This is a genomic window from Dyadobacter linearis (assembly GCF_907165045.1).
GTDB classification, from domain to species: domain Bacteria; phylum Bacteroidota; class Bacteroidia; order Cytophagales; family Spirosomataceae; genus Dyadobacter; species Dyadobacter linearis.
Genome location: NZ_CAJRAU010000002.1, coordinates 1,030,279 through 1,046,608 on the forward strand (window position 1 = coordinate 1,030,279; position 16,330 = coordinate 1,046,608).

The window sequence follows — 16,330 nt, forward strand, 5'->3', positions numbered from 1 at the left end:
AATCAGTGACTACCAATGACAATAAATGACAATCAGTGACTACTAATGACCGGATAGTTCCTCGAAGCATCGTCGATCACGAGTACCCAATCTTTTCCATAACCTGAATCGGGCGGGGTGAATTTGTTCAATACTTTGTTATCGACTTGTCCCGCGTCTTTTGTCTTTCCGTTTTTTGGATCAAACCAGAATGCATTCAGCTGGTTTCCAGATATTTTACCTGGATTTACAGAAAACGGTTTGCCTTTTGAACTGTAAATGAAAATGTAATCCTTACCCCGCGTGGCCTGAATGCGTTCGTGCGAGGCGAGGTCATTTTCCACGATGATCGTCTGATCGGGCACGCGGTCGAGCATTGGGCGGGATTCCATTAACCCGCGTACAAATTTCATTTCTAATGCGCCGGGCAGATCCATCGCCTGCTGCCAGAAAAAGTGCGGCCCGTTGACAGCCTCGCGGTTTGGCGCATGCATTTGCCAAATATCGTGACAGCCGTACGTGTGCCCGAAAGCACCTGCAAAGAGATCGAGATAAGCCGCTCTGCGAACATCGTATGCATTGGAAGTGCCGAGCTCTTTCGCATTGAAGCAAACCGGGTGGTCTTCATAAATCGGCTCGCCGTCGATCACGGGCTTAACTGGTTGCCGGTCGTAAGCGCCCTTGATATTGTCGTAAACGGCAGCGTCGCGACAGTGTCCGTTCTGGAACATATTGAAATCGAACCAGTTGTCATTGTGAAACCATTCACTTGCGCCTTCTTTGTTGGGTTGCGGGTGGTAGGTCATCATCACTTTATCCGCCCCGCCAGCACCTGCGGTAATACCCGCTGCCATGGAGCGCCATATCTCCACGTCGCGTGTACCTGCGCGCGGGTTACGGTCGCCGCCGATGATCCAGATGATATTTTTGCGGTTTTTGTAGCGGTTACCCAGCCATTTTCCGTAAGCTTCCGCATTTGCTTCATTAAATACCTCCGGCCCTTTTCCCCAGGTTGATTTAAAAACTTTATCGCCCCAGGTCGGGAGGAAACCGATATTCAGCCCAACTTCGGCCGCTTTGTCGATGACGAAATCTACGTGCCTGAAATACGCTTCGTTTGGAGTAGTCGGGTCGTTGTTTAAAAGTGGTTTATCTCCGTAGGGATTAGGCACTTCTAGGCCGTCGAACTCGGCAAGTGCCACGGCCTGGATTACCGTGAAACCCTGCGCGGCCCGTTTTTTCAGATAATACTCAGCATCCTCGCGATCGAGCCGGTGAAACAGCTCCCACGCCGTATCGCCCAGCCAGAAAAACGGCTTGCCTTCCTTCAATATATAGCGCTTGTTATCGCTGACTGTGAAAGTTTGCGCGAATGCATTTACACAAAAAAGAACCGAAAACAGCGTAGAGCAAATCCCGAATAGCCTCATGTTGGTACCTGATTTTTGAATTAAAGAAGAAATCGCAAGTGAAGTATAAGCCGAATCTCACTCAGACCAGGGAATATCCTGGATATTGTGCCAGGTATAACCGTTTGATTACAAGCCAATTATAAACGGGAATATAGCCGCAGCAAGCCAGGAGCACCAAAAAAACCGTTTCCAGCCAACCGTGATCTCGAAATCAGATCTTGGTGTACGTCCGGTTTCCTTGCAGACTTCATATACATTGAAAAGGAAATAATACAGAAAAAATGCAGGAATGAACCCGGTTGCCACGACAAGAAAGCCGTTTCCGCCTTTAACCGAATCCACCTTATCGAGCAGAACCGAAATGGATATGAGCAATCCGAAATAAAGACACCATAATCCGGCGGCTATCTGCTGTAATGCCCTCGCCCACGCAAGATCTGGCGGCATACCTTTGGTTTTCTGATGCAGATAGAAACAGGTATAGTAATATCTATAAACAAATTCCATCGTCGGCTCGGATTTTGGGAGATACTGTCAAACTCATCGTGTAAAGACCAAAGACTGAGATTCTCCTTTTTTCACTATGTTTAAACAAAATAGAACCCCAAAGACGGTTTGTTAAAATAATATATATGAAAACTACTTTTTTACTAGCTGTTTCTTTCTTCGCAGCGACGTTTCAGCCTCTTTCTTCGAGGTTAGAGGAAAAAGATTTTAAAGAAAATAAGGCAGAGATCAGCTCAAAAAACAAGGCGCTGCCCCGCATTGCCATCGCCGGACTTGGTATCGAATCCAGCACTTTTTCACCCGCATTGACTACCGAAGAAGCTTTTCACGCCAGATACGGCGATCAGGTTTATGCGGCTTATCCTTTTATGTCGGCCGATTCCGGTATTCGCGCGAAAGCTACGTGGCTGCCTGCATTGGTGGGAAAATCGCTGCCCGGCGGTGCAGTTACCCGCGAAGCTTACGAATCGCTGGTGAAGCAAACGCTGGATTTGTTGAAGAAAAACGGACCTTACGACGGTATGTTTTTTGATATTCACGGGGCAATGAGCGTGGTAGGGCTGGATGATCCGGAGGGAGATTTCATTGTCAGGATCAGGGAAGTGGTGGGTAAAAAAACGGTGATCTCGACCTCGATGGACCTGCACGGAAACGTTTCCTGGCGGCTTGCTCAAAACACCGACCTGATCACGTGCTACCGCATGGCACCGCACGAAGATGCCATGCAAACCAAGAAACGCGCGGTGACGAATTTGCTTTCAAGACTGGAAAGTGGAAAAGGAAAACCCGCTTACAAAGCCTGGATCCCAATTCCGGTGCTGCTTCCGGGTGAAAAGACGAGCACGAGAATTGAACCGGGCAAACGCATTTATGCAGCTGTAACTCCGGCTTCCCTGCAAAAAGGAGTGATCGACGCGGCGATGTGGGTAGGTTATGCCTGGGCGGATGAGCCCCGGAACCACGCAGTTGTAATGGTGACTGGCGACGACAAAAAAGCAGTTACGTCAACGGCTGAAAAGCTGGCCAAAAGCTTCTGGGACGTAAGGCGCGAATTTGAGTTTGTGGCTCCTACCGGCACATTGAAAGAGGCGCTTGACAAAGCTGTTACCAGCGACAAAACGCCGTTTTTTATCAGTGACTCAGGCGATAATCCAACCGCAGGGGGTGCGGGAGACGTAACCTGGACCATTACGGAAATATTGAAACGGCCAGAATTTCAGGGCGAAAAGGGTAAATCGCTCATTTATGCTTCCATTCCCGGACCTGAACTAGTTGCAAAAGCAGTGGAAATGGGTGTAGGTGGAAAAATTGATGCACTCGCTGGCGCCAAAGTCGATTCCCGTTTTGCGCCTCCGATCAGGCTGGTCGGAACTGTTACGGCGATCGAGCATGGAGACAGGAATGCGGAAACTGAGGTGGTGGTGAAAGTAGGTAATGTAAGTGTGATCGTCACCAAAAAGCGCAAGCCGTATCACAAGGAAGCGGATTTTACAAGGTTGGGATTAGCTCCGCGGAAATCGGATGTGGTAGTGGTCAAGATCGGCTATCTGGAACCGGAACTGTACAATATGCGCGCTGACTGGATATTGTCGCTGACGCCCGGCGGCGTGGACCAGAATCTGGAAGGGCTGGATTATAAAAGGGTAAAAAGACCTATTTTCCCACTCGACAAGGACATGAAAGATCCCGACCTTAAAGCCAGGATCGTTCCATCTTCGGATAGTATTTAATATAAAATTACTGAACAGGAGAATCAGGCGGCGGAATGGTCGCCTGTTTCTCTTCAGTTAATGAAATTACCTCTTTGTGGTCGCGTAGCTTGCCCAAAATTTCTTCGTCTGCGTGGCCGGTTATCACACCAAATTCAAACAGATTGGTAATGGTAAGCCCCTCTTCACACAGCTCGTCGGCAACAGTGCGCAAGTTGCTCAGGTAGGTTTCTGAAATGGTTATGACAATGCTTTTCATACGATCTGTTCAACAGGTGCCTGTGATAAGCCCACTCCTACATCCATATTTGAAACAGGCAGCCTTTTGGCCAGCTTACGTAACTCGCTCATAATCTGGTGCGGCGTGCCGTTCGGGTACTTTTCCCAAAGCAAGGCAGTCAGCCCGGCCACGTGCGGCGTCGCCATACTTGTACCGGAAATGGTGCGGTATTGCATTGGCATCGGCCAGCTCGAATAGATCTCCACGCCCGGACCAGCAATATCCACTTCGCCACCCGGGTTGATACCGCGGTTTGAAAATTCGGCTACATTCAGATTAGAATCCACAGCCGCAACCGCGAGAATCGACGGACAATCCGCCGGACTTCCTACCGGACTAAACTGATTTTGGGACCGCCGACTTTCATTCCCCGCCGCCGCTATCACCACAGCACCTTTGGAATTGGCATATTGCGCAGCCCTTTCGTAGGCTACATCATAGCTCTGGCCGGGAAAAACGCGTGAGCCCAGCGACATCGATATTACCTGACAACCATTGTCGGCAGCCCAGGTTATCCCGTTCAATATCCACGCTTGCGCGCCGCTGCCCTCGTTGCTCAATACTTTTCCGGCATAGATTGAAGCATTTGTCGCGACGCCGTAGCGCATTCCGTTCACATCCAGATTGCCTGCCGCGCTACCAATGCAATGCGTTCCGTGACCGTGCATATCTTCGGCGGTTTCATCAGGAACGAATGAATTGGTTACCACATTGCGAGACGCGAAGTCCGGGTGGGTAGCGTCAAAACCGGTGTCCAAAACGGCTATTTTAATACCCTGGCCGGTATATCGGGATACCATTGCCTGCGTCGCATCAATTCCCCAGGTGGAAGGCACATTCAAAACTGCCGGCATTTCGTCCGGCACGTACACGATCTTTTCAGGCTCAATAATATAACCTGCCCCGGCATTTTCGAGTATCCTGATCTGCTCCTCATTTCCACCGACGAGCGCAATGCCCAGGTCTTCATAAATCAATGCGTCCGCATCGCCAATCTGCGTTTCGTCGATCGGGGTACTTACAAATTCCCTGGTATTCGCGACCGAGAGGCCGCATTCGGACTTGAAAAAGCTCATCGCGCGGGGTGAACCGGAAATTCCGTCACGGAATATGACGAAATAGCGACCGGTATAAAGCGGCTTTTCGTCCTTATTCTTGTCGTAAACTTCTTTTACAAATTTCTCAAAAGACAACACGCGCTCGGTATTGTCGGGAAGGAATGTTTGTTTTCCTAAAATCGGCTTCTTCATGCTCACATCGTTAAGGTTCCTACATTCAAATTTGAGGGTCGAGCCTATGGTTTTTGCATTACTACCTACTGGATTTCATTGCCTTAACCTTTTTCAATGTGCTGTCATTGAGCATTTCTTCATATTCCTGAGACTCCCGGGCGATCACTGCGACCTTACCCTTTTCATCATTATGAATGCCCCAGCCGTAACGTTTCGGCAGTGGTGAAGCGCGCATGCAGGCCTGGCCTTTGGAAAAATATTGTTTGCGGGCGCCTTCCATTTCTGCCTCTGTCAAGTCGTTTTTTTCAGCGTAAATCTGGAACAGTACATCGTCGGATGTGAACTTGTAAGGATTTTTGCTGATCAGATCGAACGCAATATTCGCCACCGTTTTCTTGTCGCCTTTCACCGGCGGCTTCTCAGCAGCAGTCACCGGACAGTCGACAGCCACTTCGATCAATGTGTTTTCGTAGTTTGTTGTGTGCTCTTTCATTGTGTTAAAGGTCTTTTACCAAAACTAAAAAGCGCGGGTGACAACCGTGTGTCAGCAGCTTCCAACTTTTTTATCAATATTCCCAAAAACCGCTACTCTTTCCTAAAATCAAAAACGCCTCCACCCTGCCGCAGGATCATTTTCTTTTCGGGCGGGTTAAATTCCATAACCAGTCCGGCTGCGTCGAATTTGAATTTGTGTCTTTCCGTAGCTTCCAGCGTGAACGAAGGCTGGCTGGTCGCTTGTGCGGTGAGAGAATTTCCGGAACGGGTGACGGTAATCTTGATCGGGATCTGGTTGCTCGCATAAACGCCTGCATATTGATCCAGATCAGCTGGCGCCGGGTTGTAAACTTTAAATTCCAGTATCTCGACGGGCTTCCCGAATGCTGCATTGAGCAAAGTGATCGTGATACTGTTGATCGCAAGCGTATTGCCGTTGCAGGTTATCGCGTATGCAATTTTCTGGTCGGGAAAGTAGCCGAAAATAGATTGAAATGCGTCTATGCTCCCGTTATGCCCAAAGCTTATTTTATCGTAGAAAGGAATCGGCAGCAGTCCCATTCCGAAATTATCTTTCAGCGTTTTCATCTGCGTCAGGCTTTTTTCAGAGACCAGCTTGCCGCCAAAAAGCGCCTCGGCAAATTTCGTGAGGTCTTCCGGCGTGGAAATTACCGCCCCGGCGCCCATCGGAAGCGACATATCCGTTTCCGTCTGCCGGATCCACTTGTCCTGGTATTTGTACGAATAACTCTGGTTGTCAGCTACTAAAATTTTCCCGCCTAATGAGGTATTTTTCAAACCGGCAGGCTTGACAATGTGCTCGTTAAGTAGCGTAGCAAGCGGTTTTTTATAGAGCTTTTCCAGTATAAAGGACAGCAGTACATAGTTAGAGTTGCTGTAAGCCGTTTTGGTGTCGGGCTCAAAATCGGAACCTGATTTGGCGATCAGGTCTATCATTTCCTGCTCACTCTTTTTGATCGTATTCCATTTCTCGTAGTCGGGGGAATTGGTGAAATTGTGAATCCCGCTGCGGTGGTTTAAAAGTTGCGCTACCGTGATCTTTTCGGCGTTTTTGACAGTAGGGAAATACTTTTCTATGGTTTGCGTCAATGCGATTTTATTTTCCTCCACTGCCTTGAAAACGAGCACTGCTGTAAATGTTTTCGAGATTGAGCCAATGCGATATTTGGTAGTCGCATTCGCTTTCTTTTGGGTTTCAACTTCCGCATATCCCACTGTTTTGCTATAAATAAGCTGGCCGCTTTGTGATATCGCCACGCTGCCCATAAACTTATTATTCGTTTCCAGCGCCTGGAAATATGCGTCGAGCTTCGCTTTGTCAATAGTCTGCGAATAGACGGTATTGATTGTTAATACTGTGATAATGAGGTAGTAGATCTTTGAAATCATCAGTTGTCGGCGGTTTTCAATAGTTCGGTTAATATCGCTTTGAGGTATTGTTCCTTCGCTTTTACATCTTCGGCGCTACTAAATAGCGCCATTTTCCGTCCATCTTTAAAATCACCTTCCAGCAGTCCGCCGGCATTTGTTACGCTGGTTCCGCGCAGAAATATCAGCCGCACCGAATCCTGCTTGAAAAGGTTGAAATTCACGAGATAGCGCTTGTAATCTTTGGGATTAAAAGGCTGCATCGGACCGGTATAATAAAAGGTTGGGGTATTCCAGTAAATGCCCTCTCCTATTGCGTCACTCGTGCCCAGGATTACTTCACGGAGATAGTGGACGGTAGATGCAAGCGGATGCTCCAAATTCTGCATAAACTCGGCTACTTGTTCGGGCTCGGACACGCCGGCTGTCAAACCATTTTCCTTTTTCATTCAATCAGTTTTTTAACTGCATAATAGCTGCCCACATTTTGATATTAGACTATTCAGCACGGCGACCAATACTCCATTTTTACGAGCCTGCCCCGCTCAAAAGTGAACATCAGCCCGTCGTCGCTATCTTTACTTTGCAGGAGAACGGTATTGCCGTTCTGGCCGTTTTCGAAAAGTCTTTCAACCTCGCTGCCGAAAATAGTGATGAACTGTGCCTTTGTTGTAAATCCATTCAAAATCTCTTTCTGATAAATGACGACCGTTTTACCTGCTGCATCAAATACCACATTTTCGAGCATAAAATCTTCCTTGTCGCTGCCAATAAAATTGAAGTTTTTATACGCAAGTTGATAATAGGGCCCTTTTTCCTGCTCTGCTGAATAGGCGCCGCATTCATAATCTGTTTGAACAATTTTGCCCTGGCCAAATTTTCGGATGATCGCCTCCTTGTTTACAGGAAAATAAAGTCCGTTGAAGGTGATATTCCTGGTAGAAAAATCTGAAACAGAGAAATCTGACTTTGAGGTGAAGCCAGAAAACGAGAGCAGCAGTGCAAGGATCAACCCTATTCTTTTCATGGCTAACTAAATTACAGATCAGTAAATGAGTATTTGCCAAATATAGAGGCTATCGGTTACACACGCAACATCACAGGGAAGCTTCTAATATTATCCTTTTGAAGGGGTAGAATACAGGGGATTTTGGAAATCTGGCGGCTAACCTGTTTTTGTATTCGGCAGTGAAACTTTCGCGCAGGTCACCTTCCAGTTTTTCAACGTAGGGAATCATGGCAGTACCTGATACCCAATCGTATAACGCGCTCGCATCCTGCAAAATAAGGGGATATATCTTTTCAAGAACCGTCATATTGCGGCACCGGCCTTCGAAAAGCAGCTGCGCATATTCTTCAATATCCAATACAGGTGAAGTTCTCGTCCAGCCGTTTAATGCCGAGCGGAAAGGTTCTTCCAACGCCAGTTCATTCAGCATCTGGTTGGAGGTATTGTGGTGTTGTGCAGGCAATTGAATCACCAGCTGACCACCGCTTCTTACCTTGGAAATAATAGCCGGAATCAGCTCGTGGTGGTTGTCAACCCACTGAATAGCAGCATTTGAAAATACGAGGTCCCATTGCTGGGGAATTTCAAGTTGCGCTTCAATAGACCTTTGTGCGAAGTTGAGGTGGGTTCTTTTAAATGCTTCCGAATCGATGAGCATTTCAGGAGAAGAATCGATCCCGAATACGCGACTGTTGGGCAGCTTATCGGCCAGTTTCCTGGTCAGCTCCCCTGTCCCGCATCCGAGATCGATCACGTGCAAGCCCGGTTTTACCTTAACCAAATCGAGCAAATCATAAAAAGGAGTAAATCGCTCCGACTTGAATTTGTTATAGGTCTCCGGGTTCCACGCCATTTATTATTGTTGTTTTTGTTTCTTTTTTACTTGCTGATCCACAATTGCGCCGGTACCTACACCTACGCCAGCTCCGATCAGACTACCTACCAACGCACCTTCCGCTCGGTTTTTATTGATAATAGCACCGGTAACAGCGCCTGTACCTGCACCAACGACGGCTCCTTTTGCTTTATGATTCCATCTGGATTTCTTTTGCGCCGGAGCTGCCTGAGAGGCATAAACGGTTTGTGTCGCCTGCTTTTCTTCGCGGACTTCTTCTTTTTCCCGCTGCGCCATTACAGTGTTCATCGAGTCCACGATTGCCTTTTTTTCCATAGCAACCTTCATAGAATCGATCGTCGCCTGCTGCGCTTTCAATACAGCTTCCTGTTTCTTCGAACTGTTGTCACACGCGGTAAATACACATGCCGCGAGCAACATTGAAACTGGTAATTTCATTTTTTTATTGGATGGTTCTGTGAGGATATGATCTAAAACTATGCCAAGTCCCGACGAGCCGCTCTGACGCTTCCAGCACAAGAAATCCTAATATTTTTCCAACCATATCCCCCAAAATCGGTTCCTGACCAGTGAAACGTGATGAAAATCTCTACAACTGCGAGCTGAATTGAAACCAGCTGTTTTTAACGTAACCTCATTTACTTCACGACGAAAAATAGTATTTTAGAGGGAATAAACTGCTTCTTTATAACTTTCATCAAGACCCTTTGCTATGAAAAACATCTCCCTGCTCCTCACATTTGCGCTTTTAGTGTTTTCCTGTAAAAAGGATGATGTAAACCCGTCTGCACCGCATGACGCGCTGATCAGGATTACGGCGGGTGATCAGCTGTACCAAAGTTTTGAATATGCAGACGGAATGCTCGCAAAAGAAAACCTGTTCGGCTCCTGCGACACGCCCTATTCGATCGTGAATTACAAATACCAATCAGGCCGGCTGAAATCTGTGGAAGCATCCGCCCGCGGCACCTATTCGTCATATTCCGGCGCGATGTGCGATCCAAACGGAACTTTTGAAAGCTATAAAAGTGAGGTTGAATATGATAGTCAGGGCCGCGTAAGTAAAGTAATCCGCGACAGATCCACAACTGAGTTTGAGTACAAAGGACGGGATGTGACCGAGAAAATTTCCTATGACCACGGCACCGGAGCCAGGATCCATCACCTTAAATTCGATGAGAGGGGCAATTTAACAGAAGCAAGAACGCCCGATCCCGTCAACGGCGGTATTATTCGCTATGAATATGACGACAAAATCAACCCACTTCACGAGCGCAATATGGCCAGCGGCTCCGGCTACGCATTCAGCGGCCCCAACAACCCGATCAAAGCATTCGACGCCGCGGGTAATATGTTGTGGGAAAGGAAATTTGAATACAATACTAAGCAACTGCCTACGACTTGCCAGGAGAGTAACGGGGTGACTTATAGTTATCATTATCAGTAACCTACTTCATTTCACTAGTTCTTACTCCGCAAGTCGTCCAGCTTTTTCCGCGTGTCTTCGTTTTCTTCCATGGTAAGCGACTTCTCAAACTGTGCTATTGCGCCAGCTTTGTCGTTTTGGGCTGATAAATAATCACCGTAGGAATCGAATACATTCCAGCTCGTGGGATAGTTGATAGTATTCAACTTGAACAGACTGCCAGCGGTAACCAAGTGTCTGCGCTGCATCGCCTCGTATCCCATTGAATTGACCATTTCCTCGGGCGGCAGCACTTTGTAGCCCATTTGCTTGGAGACATTGGCGTAATGTTTTACGATTTTGTCGGCTAGTTTGGGGGAATTGCTTTCGAGATCGGGTTCGGTCAGCTTCATTTGGAAAGCGTCGAAAATAAAGCGCAGGCCGTCGTATTCAGTAATGAAAGGGGCTGAACTGTGGGTATCGTCGGAGTAGAACTTGCTCTTGTAGCGCAGCCCATTTTGTGGAGTTGCCTTAATATGTTTGTCGAGCGAAATGATGGAACGAATATGTTTGGACGCAACACTTGTATCCGCCGAAACGGTCGCAAAACGCATGGTTTCGCTCATCGTATTTGCAATGCCCAGGTAAAGTGAAACGCCGACATATTGCTGCGCAGAAAAAGCGGTTTTTGTTGTTTTTAAAAAATTCATGTGATCATACCACATACTCGGGTCAATGCAGATATATGAATTGAAAAGCTTCGGCCGCGTATTTAATGCATTCATCACCACAAGACCGCCAAACGAGTGACCTATCAGCATTTTATAAGGTGCAGTCGGGTAAAGTGAGTCAATATGCGGAATCAGTTCCTTTTCGATAAAAGAAAGAAAAGCATTCCCGCCGCCCGTATTCCTGGAATATGCGCTATCCATGAAAGGAAGATCGTCGACAATGCGCGTGGGGGTCATATCCCGTTTGCGTTGTGTATTTCGGATCCCCACAATGATCATTTGTGGTACCACCGAGTTTCCATTCACTGCACTCAGCTGCTGAATCATGCCGGTCACCGAATTAAAATGTGACTCGCCATCGAGTACATACACAACCGGGTAGCGCTTTTTGGAATACAGTCCATCACCACCGTCGGGCACATGCACGAGGATATTGCGGTTTTCACCCAAAATGTTGGAATGAATGCTATCAACTTTGCCGATAACAACAAGGTTTTTGTCTTGTGAAAAAGCCCAAAAAGGGGCAAATGCTGGAAATAAAAGAAAGAGATATTTCATAAAAGAAAACAAACATATATCAGATTCTTATATAAGTCAATACAGATAAGATTTACTCTTGAACAGCCGGCATTTAGCGGATTCTTTATGCAATTCGCCAATATGCCGTAAGAACGCCGCTATCAATTCGCTTCACTGAAACCTAGATTTGCCTAAAACATTTTCATTATGAGTCAGATAATTATCTCGGATCAAATCAGGACCTTACGGAAAAATAAAGGTCTGTCGCAGGAAGCGCTGGCAGCAAATGCCGGGATCAACCTGCGCACTTTGCAGCGCATTGAAAAAGGAAATGTGGAGCCCCGCGGCGAAACGTTGCGCATGCTGGCGCAGGCGCTGGAAGTTTCCATAGAAGAGCTCTCTGCCACACCTTTGAGCGCGCCTGTTCCGGTTCAGGAAGATTCAGGCTATTTGAAATTGATGAATCTCTCCGCGCTGACATTATGGTTTATCCCACTCGGCAATATCCTGATACCCCTCGGTTTTTGGATTTACCGGAAAAATAAAATCCGCGGTGTCAGGGATTTGGGAAAACGTATTATTAATTTCCAGGTCGCCTGGACGGTGATCACCTACGGCCTCGTTTACCTGAGCATTTTTTCTGCATTCACCGACTCTTTTATGCTGAACCCATTTACGATGCTGCCGGTTATGATGTCCCTTTTCGTCGCCAACTCTGTTTTTGTATTAATTACACACAGAAAGATTGTGCGCGACGAAAAAGCGGATTCCAATGAGGTAACACAAAGTCCAGCGTCCGCCTGGTAGTGCACCTCAAAAGATCGAACTCCGACCTATATACGTACTCGACCTTCTATTGAATTTTTCATCAAAGGCTGCTATTCCCCGGCGTTACCGATCTGCAATTCTCTATCGGTCTCGTAAGTGGCAAGGATTACGCCGGTGGTCGAAACGGTATGCTTTATGAGTTTATAATTCCCAGGAATTGCGCCGTCCTGAAAGAGCTTTTTACCTTTTCCCAAAATGACCGGGTGGATGAAGATATTCATTTGGTCGATCAGCCTTTCGCGTAATAGGGAATGTATAAAGTCAGAACTGCCCCACATATGCAGGTCTATTCCGTCGCTCGCTTTCAGTGCTTTAACCTGTTGAATGGTATCCCCGTTTAATAAAACGGTGTTTTTCCAGCTCGCTTCTTTCAGGGTCCGGCTAGCGACGTATTTGTTTACCTGATTAAATTTTTCGGCGATCGGGCCGGTCTGGTTGGGCCAGTAAGGCTCCCAGATCTGATAGGTAAATCGCCCCAGCAGCAGATCATAAGATTGTTCCATGATGTCACCCAAAACCTGATCCGTAATATCGTCGGATTTTTTGGCGACCCAGCCACCTACATTAAAGCCGCCTGTTGTATCCTCGTCCGGCCCGCCGGGGCTTTGAATGACGCCATCGAGACTGATAAACTCATTGATGATGATCCTTCTCATAATGTTTCAGGTTGGTGATTTAAAAATGTTTTTACAATGCAAGTTCGGAAAAACACGCGCTTTGAAAGCGGTGTAAATCCGTCACTTGCAAGGGGCGTTTGCGACAACCTGAATACGTTGTCGCTCACCAAGAAACGCTTCATCTCCTTCCCTATCAATGCATTGCGAAGAAATCCCGGCTGTGTTCCGGCTCAATAAAAGAACTGCTCAGAAATGATTTTGCCGTTCTTGACTTCGTACATCATGATCTGGTTCATCTGTACCCTTCCAAAATCCTGCAAAGTAATATCCGTTTCCCGCGCCACCGCAAAATGGTTGCCCGATACGATCGGTGCGGAAGTATAAGCCCGGTGCCCCGCCGTAATTTTTGCGATAAACTCCTCCCCCTTCTTACGCACATTCGCCCGCCCCTCGGCATAACCCAAATACGGCGAATGCGCCGGATCGGTACTCTTCACATCATCCGAAAAAAACTCATCCTGAATCTGAAACCATTTCTCCTCCTGCGCCAGCTCGTGATAACGCGCCGCAACTTCCTGTGTAGTCATTGTTTTTGAATTTTAGTTTTAGGTTAAAAAGCAGCGAAAAGTCTCTCACAGAGGCGTAAGTAACATAATCAACAGCTGACTAGGGAAAGCGGAAATGATGTGGGTTTTACTTTTGCAGGTGGCATTCGACAAAAGAACAAAACGCGCGCGCAGGCCCGGCAAAAAAGCGGGGTGTGCGTGAGCCTAGCGCGCAGAAGCATTTTTTTGCCTTGATTTTTTGTTACTTTTTGTATCAAGACAAAAAGTAAGAGAACCGTAGGCAGGCGCCTCAATAATCCAAAAACCTAAATCAAACCAAACAACATTTAAGAAACCATCGCTTTGCAAGAAGAACGCCGCTTCCGAACCGGCGCTGGTTCGGCCTCCTCTACCGGATTCAAAGTAATCTCCAATTTATCCTCAAAACACCTCACAGTAACTTCATCCCCACAAGCAAACCCGGCATCAAGCAGCCACTTCCCGCAAAGCCTGATTTCCGGCATCACCACATATTCATCCCAAGCTCGCGGCAGGTATTTGGCGTAAACTGTTAAGTGTCTTTCGGAGGGTTAGAGAGATTTTTTTTCGTTTGTCATGGTACGTGGTTTGCTATACGTTATTAAATAAAAGAGCTATTTTGAACAAGTCAAGTGCGCGGGCCAGCGGAACAAGCAAATTCAAAACCCAAATCTTGCAGCCACTTACCGGCAAGCCCGATCTCCGGGAAAAATACGGCCCTGAAATTTTCCCGCTGGTAGTACTTTGAGCAGATTTTTAGCTGCTTTTCGCCGGATTTTGAAATTATTTCTTTGTGTGTCATGGTGATAGTAATTATTCCGTAGCAATAAATGTTTATCGCAATAACGTAAATGTAACGCATCGAACCATAAACTTCATCTTATTTTGTCGATTTTAAGCGTGTAGGATAATTCTTGAAATTGCATTAGATAGCAAGAAATAAGCTTCTGGTGCTCAAAAATGCGTCTAAATAGGATCAAACTTGTCTTGGTAGAAAAGGAGAAAACTAGCAGGGATTTGGCTAAGCATCTCAACAAGACTGAGTCTACCGTGTCACGCTGGTGCACAAACGAAGTCCAACCTTCGGTAGAGATACTTTATCAGATTTCAGTTTTTCTGAAGGTTGATATTCGGGAGTTGCTGGTTAGTACGGCTTGATTGTAGATAAACGAACAAGATATTGTTTTATACAACACATTATGGCTAATTTCAGCAGTTTTACGAACGAACATACAGTAGAGTACATCTTGATCCCTCATCTCGTTAAAGCCTTAGAAGCATACTACGAGACAATTATCCCTCTCTATTTTTGGTCAACAAGAGAAGGAGGAAGGACAGCACTAGACATGATGGGTAGAAAAAAATTTAAGGTAATAGCGATTTATCCAAGACGACCAAAATTAGATTATACATCTCATGAGCATATCTATGTAAAACTCAATTTCCTTTTATTCGAAAGGGCAAAAGAGCTTCTAAAACATAGAATTCCAGTCTTTGCTGGAGTCCCTCTTGTTAATTGTCTAAGCAACCTTCGAATGAGCAGCAAATGTGAGCTATTTTATCTAAAAGCTCATGGAACAGAAAGTGTCTATTGTCTTTCACTTAAAGATGCTAATATCTTCGATGACGGAAACATAAAAAGTGTATCTGTATCCAGTGTTCAAGATCTAATTGATGGATTGTGCCAGTCGATGACTTGGGAAGAGTCCACATCAGTTATTAAAAATATTAAGTACACTTCAAACCATTATGCAAGGTTTTATGGAGACTTGTATAAACCCGTCTACCTGCTTATAAAATAAAGGTGTGCGCCAAAGACAACAATTGAGTCTAAACTCTGGGTGGCAATTATAAGGATTACAAAATACTTAATAATCTTTTCTACTAGTCGCGATGTATTGTGATGGTAACCAACAATAGTGTTATCGATATAGGTTAAGCTGAACTTAACCTATTGCAAACACAAAGGTCGCGCGCACTCCGGCATTTGAATGCTGTTTTAGAATTTCATTGTGGGCAGTATGATGCGAAAATTTCTTCTATGAAGATTCGGTGTGACGAGTTGACCGGAGCTGAGGGGGCGGTTTTATAAACGTGCTTAGCATCTTTTAATTTATTTGCAACTTTTCAATTACTTACATCAAGGGCTTCTTCAATAAAATTAAAAACTTTGCTAAATCTGTCTACTGTCTTTTTCAAAAGCCTTTCCTGAGTTATTTCTCCATTTCTCACTTTCTCATAGAATAATCTAGAATACAGTTCCTTTCCTCCGTATTCGGAAACTACAGAAGAATTCTTTCGCCCTGCCGGGAACTCTGCAAGTGGGTTCACAAGTTTTAAATCTCGGGCACCAAACACGTCTTCAATACCGTCGCAATCTGCAAGTCTAAATATTTTACTATCTGCATCTGCGTCACGATTGTCAAAGAATTGCTTTTTGATTCTTTTGTATTCATTTTCCGCACCCTTATCATCAAAAATTATTACCCATTCTAAACCCCATCCAATACACAACTCCATCAGCAAATGACAATTTGCTGAACCCATTGAAGGCATTAAGCCAATATCATAATTCTTACCTAAGATAAGTTTCATTGATTGCATATAATGAAAGTCCGAAATCCCCTCTAATATTACGTTCTTTTTCTTGGTAGATATTCCTGTGAAAGTACTCCAGTGTTCCTGGGCAAAAGACGCCGTTAATTCCTGCGCAAACTACGCCACCTAAAAGTGGCTAACGGCACTGAGCGAGAGTGATAATTTAAACTTAATGATTTT

At 45.9% G+C, this 16,330-nt stretch carries 21 protein-coding genes and 1 pseudogene; 7 read left to right on the forward strand and 15 right to left on the reverse strand.

Annotated elements, in window-relative coordinates; translation table 11 throughout:
• Window positions 1-32: 32 nt before the first annotated feature.
• Together KOD92_RS10340 and KOD92_RS10345 are read right to left on the reverse strand one after the other, a co-directional pair.
• Window positions 33-1,409 carry a glycoside hydrolase family 140 protein gene (locus KOD92_RS10340; protein WP_215233460.1) on the reverse strand — a complete coding sequence of 459 codons (1,377 nt, stop codon included), beginning with the start codon at window positions 1,407-1,409 and terminating at the stop codon, window positions 33-35.
• Between the two features lie 108 nt (window positions 1,410-1,517).
• The gene (locus KOD92_RS10345; protein WP_215233461.1) at window positions 1,518-1,898 is read right to left on the reverse strand and encodes a hypothetical protein; all 381 of its coding nucleotides are present in this window, start codon (window positions 1,896-1,898) and stop codon (window positions 1,518-1,520) included.
• A 125-nt stretch (window positions 1,899-2,023) separates the two neighbouring features.
• Here KOD92_RS10345 and KOD92_RS10350 point away from each other — a divergent pair, with 125 nt between their 5' ends.
• Window positions 2,024-3,628 carry a M81 family metallopeptidase gene (locus KOD92_RS10350; RefSeq protein WP_215233462.1) on the forward strand — a complete coding sequence of 535 codons (1,605 nt, stop codon included), beginning with the start codon at window positions 2,024-2,026 and terminating at the stop codon, window positions 3,626-3,628.
• 7 nt (window positions 3,629-3,635) lie between these two features.
• Here KOD92_RS10350 and KOD92_RS10355 read toward each other — a convergent pair whose 3' ends face one another.
• The 8 genes from KOD92_RS10355 to KOD92_RS10390 all read right to left on the reverse strand — a co-directional run bounded on the left by KOD92_RS10355 (window position 3,636) and on the right by KOD92_RS10390 (window position 9,306).
• Window positions 3,636-3,866 (reverse strand): hypothetical protein, encoded by a 231-nt coding sequence (locus KOD92_RS10355; protein ID WP_215233463.1) that lies wholly within the window; start codon window positions 3,864-3,866, stop codon window positions 3,636-3,638.
• Window positions 3,863-5,137 carry a S8 family peptidase gene (locus KOD92_RS10360; RefSeq protein ID WP_215233464.1) on the reverse strand — a complete coding sequence of 425 codons (1,275 nt, stop codon included), beginning with the start codon at window positions 5,135-5,137 and terminating at the stop codon, window positions 3,863-3,865. Before KOD92_RS10360 ends, KOD92_RS10355 begins: the two co-directional genes overlap by 4 nt.
• Window positions 5,138-5,198: 61 nt before the next feature.
• Window positions 5,199-5,612 carry a DUF6157 family protein gene (locus tag KOD92_RS10365; protein WP_215233465.1) on the reverse strand — a complete coding sequence of 138 codons (414 nt, stop codon included), beginning with the start codon at window positions 5,610-5,612 and terminating at the stop codon, window positions 5,199-5,201.
• Window positions 5,613-5,704: 92 nt separating this feature from the next.
• Window positions 5,705-7,024 (reverse strand): serine hydrolase domain-containing protein, encoded by a 1,320-nt coding sequence (locus KOD92_RS10370; protein ID WP_215233466.1) that lies wholly within the window; start codon window positions 7,022-7,024, stop codon window positions 5,705-5,707.
• On the reverse strand, window positions 7,024-7,452 hold the full coding sequence (locus tag KOD92_RS10375) for a DUF1801 domain-containing protein (RefSeq protein WP_215233467.1): 429 nt from the start codon (window positions 7,450-7,452) through the stop codon (window positions 7,024-7,026). The genes KOD92_RS10370 and KOD92_RS10375 overlap by 1 nt, the downstream gene beginning before the upstream one ends.
• A 53-nt stretch (window positions 7,453-7,505) precedes the next feature.
• Window positions 7,506-8,030, reverse strand: coding sequence for a hypothetical protein (locus KOD92_RS10380; RefSeq protein WP_215233468.1), 525 nt, complete (start codon window positions 8,028-8,030; stop codon window positions 7,506-7,508).
• A 70-nt stretch (window positions 8,031-8,100) separates the two neighbouring features.
• Window positions 8,101-8,865: a methyltransferase domain-containing protein gene (locus KOD92_RS10385; protein WP_215233469.1), complete on the reverse strand. Its 765-nt coding sequence runs from the start codon at window positions 8,863-8,865 to the stop codon at window positions 8,101-8,103.
• 3 nt (window positions 8,866-8,868) lie between these two features.
• Complete coding sequence (locus KOD92_RS10390) at window positions 8,869-9,306, reverse strand: YMGG-like glycine zipper-containing protein (RefSeq protein ID WP_215233470.1); 438 nt, start codon at window positions 9,304-9,306, stop codon at window positions 8,869-8,871.
• 274 nt (window positions 9,307-9,580) lie between these two features.
• Between KOD92_RS10390 and KOD92_RS10395 the strand changes: the two genes are divergently transcribed.
• Entirely contained in the window at window positions 9,581-10,315 is a 735-nt protein-coding gene (locus tag KOD92_RS10395; protein ID WP_215233471.1) for a hypothetical protein, read from the forward strand.
• 14 nt (window positions 10,316-10,329) lie between these two features.
• On the opposite strand, the gene KOD92_RS10400 is transcribed toward KOD92_RS10395, so the two are convergent.
• Complete coding sequence (locus KOD92_RS10400) at window positions 10,330-11,562, reverse strand: alpha/beta hydrolase (protein ID WP_215233472.1); 1,233 nt, start codon at window positions 11,560-11,562, stop codon at window positions 10,330-10,332.
• Window positions 11,563-11,730: 168 nt separating this feature from the next.
• On the opposite strand from KOD92_RS10400, the gene KOD92_RS10405 reads away from it, so the two are divergent.
• The gene (locus KOD92_RS10405; protein WP_215233473.1) at window positions 11,731-12,330 is read left to right on the forward strand and encodes a helix-turn-helix domain-containing protein; all 600 of its coding nucleotides are present in this window, start codon (window positions 11,731-11,733) and stop codon (window positions 12,328-12,330) included.
• A 71-nt stretch (window positions 12,331-12,401) separates the two neighbouring features.
• On the opposite strand, the gene KOD92_RS10410 is transcribed toward KOD92_RS10405, so the two are convergent.
• Entirely contained in the window at window positions 12,402-13,007 is a 606-nt protein-coding gene (locus tag KOD92_RS10410; RefSeq protein WP_215233474.1) for a dihydrofolate reductase family protein, read from the reverse strand.
• A 36-nt stretch (window positions 13,008-13,043) separates the two neighbouring features.
• On the opposite strand from KOD92_RS10410, the gene KOD92_RS10415 reads away from it, so the two are divergent.
• Window positions 13,044-13,205: a hypothetical protein gene (locus KOD92_RS10415; RefSeq protein ID WP_215233475.1), complete on the forward strand. Its 162-nt coding sequence runs from the start codon at window positions 13,044-13,046 to the stop codon at window positions 13,203-13,205.
• Here KOD92_RS10415 and KOD92_RS10420 read toward each other — a convergent pair.
• Both KOD92_RS10420 and KOD92_RS10425 read right to left on the reverse strand, forming a co-directional pair.
• The gene (locus KOD92_RS10420) at window positions 13,199-13,555 is read right to left on the reverse strand and encodes a SnoaL-like domain-containing protein (protein ID WP_215233476.1); all 357 of its coding nucleotides are present in this window, start codon (window positions 13,553-13,555) and stop codon (window positions 13,199-13,201) included. The genes KOD92_RS10415 and KOD92_RS10420 overlap by 7 nt on opposite strands.
• 305 nt (window positions 13,556-13,860) lie before the next feature.
• Window positions 13,861-14,085 (reverse strand): annotated as a pseudogene (locus KOD92_RS10425) (SymE family type I addiction module toxin); the annotation flags it as partial.
• 86 nt (window positions 14,086-14,171) lie between these two features.
• On the opposite strand from KOD92_RS10425, the gene KOD92_RS27535 reads away from it, so the two are divergent.
• The 3 genes from KOD92_RS27535 to KOD92_RS10435 all read left to right on the forward strand — a co-directional run bounded on the left by KOD92_RS27535 (window position 14,172) and on the right by KOD92_RS10435 (window position 15,354).
• On the forward strand, window positions 14,172-14,300 hold the full coding sequence (locus tag KOD92_RS27535; RefSeq protein WP_255567383.1) for a hypothetical protein: 129 nt from the start codon (window positions 14,172-14,174) through the stop codon (window positions 14,298-14,300).
• Window positions 14,301-14,512: 212 nt separating this feature from the next.
• The gene (locus KOD92_RS10430; protein WP_215233477.1) at window positions 14,513-14,710 is read left to right on the forward strand and encodes a helix-turn-helix transcriptional regulator; all 198 of its coding nucleotides are present in this window, start codon (window positions 14,513-14,515) and stop codon (window positions 14,708-14,710) included.
• A gap of 41 nt (window positions 14,711-14,751) precedes the next feature.
• On the forward strand, window positions 14,752-15,354 hold the full coding sequence (locus KOD92_RS10435; RefSeq protein WP_215233478.1) for a hypothetical protein: 603 nt from the start codon (window positions 14,752-14,754) through the stop codon (window positions 15,352-15,354).
• Window positions 15,355-15,679: 325 nt separating this feature from the next.
• Here the strand turns inward: KOD92_RS10435 and KOD92_RS10440 are convergent, their stop codons facing one another.
• A complete protein-coding gene (locus KOD92_RS10440; protein ID WP_215233479.1) occupies window positions 15,680-16,147 on the reverse strand; it encodes a hypothetical protein in 468 nt (155 codons plus the stop codon).
• Window positions 16,148-16,330 lie beyond the last annotated feature (183 nt).